The 2,596-nt window shown below is 40.3% G+C and carries 3 protein-coding genes; all 3 read right to left on the reverse strand.

What is annotated here, in order from left to right:
* A partial coding sequence (locus AC06OU_RS08270; protein ID WP_475855149.1) for a gamma-glutamyl-gamma-aminobutyrate hydrolase family protein occupies positions 1–394 on the reverse strand: 394 nt, incomplete at its 3' end.
* 72 nt (positions 395–466) lie between these two features.
* A complete protein-coding gene (locus tag AC06OU_RS08275; protein WP_475855151.1) occupies positions 467–1,417 on the reverse strand; it encodes a dipeptidase in 951 nt (316 codons plus the stop codon).
* 262 nt (positions 1,418–1,679) lie between these two features.
* Positions 1,680–2,596: serine hydrolase domain-containing protein (locus AC06OU_RS08280; protein WP_475855152.1), on the reverse strand; the 917-nt coding region annotated here is incomplete at its 5' end.

Genomic DNA, 2,596 nt, shown 5'->3' on the forward strand with positions numbered 1-2,596 from the left:
GAAGTAAGGTTGTTTCGATTTGACCATAAATATCCTGATACATATCTCCACCAGCTGCAATACTCATAATCTGAGCACCTCGGCATAGACCTAAAATTGGTTTATTTTGCTCCAGCATTTTTTTAATAAGCTCAACTTCAAATTCATCTCGTTCTGGGACAATACTTCCGAGACTTCTATGTGGTTCTTCGCCGAAAAGTGTCGGGTCAATATCTCCTCCACCTGTTAAAAGTAACCCATCTATTAAGTTAGCAATAGAATCTATCAATTCAATCTCCATATTCGGCAATACGATTGGAACACCTCCAAATCTTGTTACCGCATGAATGTTATCTGTAGGGACGGAAAGTACAAGCTCCGTTAAATTAGAAGAAACACCTATAATTGGTTTCATAGAAACCTCCTTAACATTTTCCTGTATTATACAATTAATTTTGAATTTAGTAAATAATATGAAATTTTAATTTTATTGTATTGCTCGCATATTTAAGAAGTTTTGGTAAGCGAACCCCTTCACCTCATCCTCTGAAAAGCTTTTTAATAGCTCATTGATCAAGACTGGAAAATCGGAGGAATTATGAAGGCCATTAGTGTAAAAGTCCATTCCATCAAAATCAGACCCAAGCCCAATTTGCTTTACGCCGCCTAAAGAACACAGATGATCTATATGCTTAATAAGCTCTGGAATTTCAGCAGTCTGGTTCCCGTTAATAAAAGGAGGATAAAAAACTACATGGATATGCCCACCACGTGCAAACATCGCTTTAACTTGGTCATCATTCAAATTTCTTGGGTGCTCACATATCGCTGCAGCATTGGAATGCGAAGCAAAAGGATACTCCGCAAGATTCATCACATCCCAAAATCCTTTCTCACTTAAATGAGAGACATCCGTCAAAACACCATACTCATTATTTAAAAGCACTACCTCCTTACCAAAAAGCGTAAGCCCTCCACCTCTCGGCTCACCTGCTCCGTCTGCACATAAATTAGCATTATTCCATGTGAGCCCTATTGATAGTACACCTAACCTGTAAAGCTGACGAAGCTTCATCAAATCGTTTCCAAATGCATCAGCACCCTCCAATGCCAAAACCGCTCCAATTTCTCCATCCTTTAAACTTTTTAAATCCTCCCATTTCGTTATATGCTTCATTCTCGGATTTTTTCCCAACACCTCTGTATAAAACAAATCTATTTGCTCCAAGGCATATAACCATTTCTGGTCATCTGGCACTTTCGGAAAAATAAAAACTGCAAAAAACTGCACTTGGACATCGCCCTCTATCAACCGCACCATATTCGTTTCCAACTCCGGTGCATCAGCAAAGCTTAAAGGATTTACCTTGTATATTCTTCCTTGCTTAGCTAGCTGTAGCTTCAAAAGCGCATCACAATGCGTATCTACTATTTTCAATTAATTTTCACTCCTTCTTATCGTAATCACGTTGCTCTGTTTCTAATTGGGAACATAAACCTTGCTAGTATTCAGCCCCAGTTGTCGGCTCATTTAGCTAATCGGTCGGTTTTGGGCCATAATCGGTCGGTTTTCCCATATAATCGGTCGGTCATCCCGAATAATCGGTCGGTTCTTCCACATAATTGGTCGGTCACCCCGAATTATCAGTCGGTTCTTCCACATAATCGGTCGGTCACCCCGAATAATGGTCTGCTATGCACTACACCTGATCCGAGCTTTTTAATATTTGACGTGAGCTATAGAAAATACGATTTATGGTTCCATCTGCTCCACTTAGAAACTCAATTAGGTTTTCTTGATCCACTAAAGTGCCGATAAACAAATTACCTTCTACACATTTTAATGGGTTGGGACCACTTGCTGTTAGAATGGCTAGACGTCCATCCACTATATCCACTCTTACCTTCATCCCCTCTCCAGAAATAAAGGTTCCTTTAAATTTGGAAAGCTTCTCTACTGGCACATCGTGTGTTTGAAAATGCATGTGCTTGGTAGCTGGCTCCCGGCCCTCTATGCCATTAAGAGCACCAAGAAACAGCTTATCGGATGGAACATCTGCGAGACTGCTTAATAGCACTCCAGAGATTCCTTTCTCAGGTAAAATTCCCATAAACGAAGAAACTCCCTCCAAGCCCCCACCATGGTTAATAAAGGTAGTCCCAAAGTAATTGGGAATGATTCGTAGACCGTACCCGTAAAAGCGTCCCTTTTCGAACTCTACATGTGGATAGACCATCTGCTGTACACTTTCTGGTTGTAGAATTCTATTCTCTCCAGCCATTCCTTCATTTAAAAACATAGCCAGATACTTCAGAATGTCATTTATAGTGGATTTTAAATAACCTGCTGCTCTCATGGAAGGTGCATCCCACCAAAGCGGAGCCTCATATACGTCCACCCCCTCTGCAGAGTAGCGTGACATATAAAGTGTAGTCGCATTTTCTTTCTTCTTTAATTCCTCCAAATCAAAAAAGCTATTATTCATTTGGATTGGCTTTAAAATATGATCCATTACGTAATCTTCATAGGATTGACCACTCACTCGATCAATAATTATTCCTAGAATTCCGTAGCAGTCATTGGAATAGCTGAACTCCTCCCCTGGTTCACCAAGCA

This window comes from Psychrobacillus sp., from assembly GCF_056205495.1.